Source organism: Gilliamella sp. Bif1-4 (genome assembly GCF_001690535.1).
Lineage (GTDB): Bacteria > Pseudomonadota > Gammaproteobacteria > Enterobacterales > Orbaceae > Gilliamella > Gilliamella bombi.
The window spans coordinates 1-4378 of sequence record NZ_LZHC01000092.1; the positions used below are offsets into that span (position 1 = coordinate 1).

Annotated in this window: 5 protein-coding genes; all 5 read right to left on the reverse strand. The window is 41.6% G+C overall.

What is annotated here, in order from left to right; genetic code table 11:
• Window positions 1–483, reverse strand: a 483-nt coding sequence (locus A9G25_RS12055) for a DDE-type integrase/transposase/recombinase (RefSeq protein ID WP_141674942.1), incomplete at its 3' end; no start/stop codon positions are given.
• A complete protein-coding gene (locus tag A9G25_RS12060) occupies window positions 480–761 on the reverse strand; it encodes an IS3 family transposase (protein WP_065625218.1) in 282 nt (93 codons plus the stop codon). The genes A9G25_RS12055 and A9G25_RS12060, both read right to left, overlap by 4 nt.
• A gap of 67 nt (window positions 762–828) precedes the next feature.
• The gene (locus tag A9G25_RS12065; RefSeq protein WP_335340340.1) at window positions 829–1473 is read right to left on the reverse strand and encodes a hemagglutinin repeat-containing protein; all 645 of its coding nucleotides are present in this window, start codon (window positions 1471–1473) and stop codon (window positions 829–831) included.
• Between the two features lie 100 nt (window positions 1474–1573).
• On the reverse strand, window positions 1574–2011 hold the full coding sequence (locus A9G25_RS12070) for a DUF5376 domain-containing protein (protein ID WP_218057626.1): 438 nt from the start codon (window positions 2009–2011) through the stop codon (window positions 1574–1576).
• Window positions 2012–2058: 47 nt separating this feature from the next.
• A partial coding sequence (locus A9G25_RS12075) for an EndoU domain-containing protein (RefSeq protein WP_176701139.1) occupies window positions 2059–4378 on the reverse strand: 2320 nt, incomplete at its 5' end.

Genomic DNA, 4378 nt, shown 5'->3' on the forward strand with positions numbered 1-4378 from the left:
GTCTATGTAGCGACTGGTTTGCCTAGCAATCACTTTTCGTCCATATAAATCGATAATCACCGACAAATATAACCAACCTTCACCCGTTTTAATATAAGTAATATCGGTTACCCATGTTTTATTAGGCTTATCAGGATTAAATTGCCTATCTAACGTGTTGGGCGCAATATTGTGATGAGCCTTGTCTGTTTTATGCTTGAATTTACGTGCTGCTTTACTCCGTAATCCCAATTGTTGCAAAACACGGCTAATTGTCCTTTCTGAAACTTGATAGCCTGCTTCTCTTGCATCATGAAGCAGGCTTGGCGCACCCAAACGGGCTTTATGTTGCCAATACTGCTTTTGGATATACTCGCTGAGTTTAACTGATTTGTTTGCTCTTTTTAACCAAGCATAATAACCCGATGAACTGACACCAAGTAATGAGCATATCCTAGTAACGGGATAGCAGGTTAAATGATTTTTCATATAAGCGTACTTCATCGACTTGGATTGTTGATGAAGTACACATGCGCCTTTTTTAGTATATCATTAGCCATTTTCAGTTCTTTAATCTCTTTTTCTAACGCCATAATCCGCTGTTGCTCAGCGGTTAACTCTCGACGGCTGGTTTTATTCGGGGAAAGTTGCCTAATCCATTTATCTAGGGTTGATTTACCCACACCTAGATGATTGGCAAGTTCGCTGATAGAAAGGTGTGCATTAGATAACGCATAATCCACTGATTGTTGTTTGAATTCGATATTAAATTTTTTGACCATGATATTTGTCTCCTATGATTTTTGTTTATACCATAGAGGCAACTTTTGTCCACTTTTTTGGCGAGGATCAAATATCGGTACCAGACAGACGAATATCCTCACCGGCCCACAAATTGACATTACCCTTAGCACTGGTAATTTCACTGCGAATATTACTTTGGGTGGACTTGTTTTCCAAATTTTTATAGCGGGATTCTTGCCAGCCCACGGTACCACTGTAGCCGTCACCACCGAGTTCACCGACTTGTTTATGATAGCCTTTTTCTTCAATACGAGACGCATCTTTACTTGTATTGACGGTAATATTGCCTTTATTGGCTTTAATGTTGATGTCTTTTTCCGCAGCAATTTGGCTACTGGTGATATTAACATGACCTTCTTTACTGTTAATGTAAATATTATTCGCCGTTAATGAAGATGGATTTTGCGCTGTGGCATCGGCATGATGTTGTTCACCGTTACGCTGGTCACCATACGGTAACATGCCCACTCCATGATTTGGGCTGCTATTAATAAAGCGAATACTTGAGCCAGCAGTAGGTACCCTTAAGGTGATATTGGTCTGTTTACTGCTGGATTTATTGTGCTCGTTTTGCTTATCGGTTGAGGTGGTAATATTGACATCACGATTAGCTTCAATAATGATATTTTCACCGGCGGCTAACTGCGCACCACTTATCATTACATCGCCATGCGTTATTTTGATGTTAATGTTTTATTTGAATTATAGGATTTGGTGACAATGTTAACTGCCACCAAATAGATAAAAGTTTTATAAGGTGTATCTCAAATTAAGTGAAATTCACTACAAATTAGCATGCATAAGGCACTAGATGGGAGCCTTCTAAGCTATTATACATGTCAATAGCTTCTTGACCTTCTGCTATAAATTCAACATCAATGGGATCGGGCGGATTGTTGGGATCGTTATAATCGCCTTCCAAAAAGGCCTTATATTGCTCCAGAACATATAAAAGCTGCTCTCTGGTCATTATGACTTGTTGCTCTTCAACGTATTCTGTACCAATAAACACGTAATCTCCCGTTATTAGTACCCAATGCGCATTACCAATACCAAACCAACCATCTGGTGCTCGGCTATTTTCTAAATCGGTGAGATTGTTAATCCAGATATTGACGGAGTTTATTCCTGTAGGAAGATCTGTTGTTAACCAAGAGCCTATTTCGTATATTCCATGGCCTACTTTGGACGTAAATTTAATGTTTCTTTCTTCCGGCGTTGGAGACATACGATACACTCCATCTTTCCATATAAAATAAATTTTTTGATTAATCATTATTTTTTAGCTCCCTGGTAAACAGGCCAAGCTGTTGCACCTGTGCCATTTGGTTTTTTATAATAGCCTTCCATTTTTACACCACTAGAGGATGTCCCTTGCCACATTTCTTTCTTCAATGGATCGGCATGAGGTTTTGAATTTCTAAAAGCACTTTCAATTTCCATTTCCGTCTGACGCTTAGACCAATGCTCAGGAAAAAATGTCGTCTCTGCCTGTTTTTTATACCATTTCCCTGTTGCTGGATCTCTTACTGATATATAACCTGTTTTTACACCATTAACATCAGCAGCGCCAGTCCATCTATCTACTCTAATGTTTGGATCCTTTAAATAGTGTCCACCCGTGCCTACCTTTTTACCATTTTTATAAGTTTTAATCTCGCCGTTTAAAATATGCTCGGTATTGATGGATACTTGACTACCTTTACCTGCCTGTTGTTGTACTAATTCTGCCGGTGTGGAAGATGGTTTGAAGTCTTCAAGATATTCCCCCGCCTTATTTGCTGTTTCTGTCGTTTGCTTTCCAGTTTTTATTTCTTGCTCATTTTTGGCATGCTCGCCAAACTTACTTGATTTATTGCCTTTTTGAGATGTTGCTACATTATTCTCAACTTTTTCTTTTATAAATTGTTGGAATTGTTTATTTGTACTTTTGGCACCAAATCGACTTAAAGCAGTATTTAATTCTAATAAAGATTCAGTATCTGCACCAGTTAAATAATCACCTGTAGCTTTATTTAGTACTGAAATCAAATCAGCTTTGTCAGTGTCGGTTAAAGACTTATCAGCCATAGCAAGTGCCGCCATAGCGGCACTAATTGGCCCTGGTAAAAATGCACCTATTTGCTCTGGGGCTCGCATCCAGAGTTCAACATAATCGCTACCATTAGGCATATCTTTACCTGTTATGAGCCTTTCTAGTGCTTCCTCTGTTTCTTCTTGAGTTAAATAACCTGCTGCTGAGGCATGGAGGATACCTTCATAATTTGCCCCTGTTTCAGGTGAAAGACCTATAAAATCGCCACCAAATCCACCATCAGCCCAACTTAATCCATTATTTTCAACCGCATTTTTCCCCGCAGCAACGCCAGTATTCACATCTTGGATATCACCGCCGGCAGCGGCTATTGCTAGGCCTGTGGCGAGTTGTGATAGGGCGCTGATTTGTTGTCTTTCTTCTTGTGATAATTCCGCTACTGTTTTACCTGGGTAAAGAATACCGATGATAACCTCAGCACCACGTTCACTTGCAGCAGCACCTAAGCCACCCACTAGTGCAGAGTTGCCTTGTAGCTCGGCTACCACCGCACCGAGTATCGCATGGCTGACGGTGTTGGCAACGGTGCTTCCTTCGGTCTGTTGTTTGATAATTGTAGCAATTTTTGGCGCGAGTGCCCCTGCGGCTGCCCCTGTCATGTCGCCACTGATTAAGCCGTTGATGATACTAACCGCCATGTCAATGCCTTGACGGGTGTCACTGCCCATCGCTGACATGCCTTGGTTCATCGATTCTTTGTAGGCGTCTTCGTAGATTTTTTGTTGCTGCTTGTCGGTTAACACGATGCCTTTGTCTGCGGCTTTTTCTTGTTCTTTTTCTACCGCTTCTTTTGCCTTGGATTCGGCTTTTATCCGGTCAATATGATTAAGCATCGTTAACGTTTCACCACCAATTTCACTCACTAAATGCGTTTGGTCGATGATGTCTTGCTCTTTTTGTTTGTTAAAAATGTGTTTGAGCTCGTTATTCGCCTGCTCAGTATCTCGGCTTAGTTCGTTGATATCTTGTTTTTGGGTGTCTTTGTTGCGGATAATTATCGTCCCTTCCGATACCGCTGAATGCGTCGTCGAATGCTCGCTTTCGTTTTTATTGCGACTGGTTGGCATCGATGGCATGCCGCTAGAGCTTACCCCTGCACTGCTGCTACTGACTTGGTAGTCCGCTTTGTTTTCGATATCACTAAAGCTGATTGTGCCGGTGTCAAGGCGGTTTTGGCTCTTGTCTTTCGCTTCTGAGGATATCACCGCACCTTTTAAGTCGGTGTTGTTCCCGACCTTAATGTCATAGCCACCACTGCCCGCAAAGATGCCCGATTGGTCGGTCACACTTTGCCAGTTGCTGTCCATTTTCGTTTTGCTCGCCGAGGCATTAATACTACTTGAGCCTCCATAAGAAAAACTTCCCCCTACCGAGGTTGACGTGCTTTTAGAGTGGAACTCATCGCTGTCTTGTTTCGATTCAATATTAAGGTCATGACCTATATCAGCCACCACCCTATTGCCTTTGACTTGCCCTGCAACAATGTTGGCATCATTACCG

Bases quoted from the DNA above. Each gene is read 5' to 3' on its own strand.
- A9G25_RS12060 (WP_065625218.1), bottom strand. From the start codon at position 761: ATGGTCAAAAAATTTAATATCGAATTCAAACAACAATCAGTGGATTAT.
- A9G25_RS12070 (WP_218057626.1), bottom strand. From the start codon at position 2,011: ATGTCTCCAACGCCGGAAGAAAGAAACATTAAATTTACGTCCAAAGTA.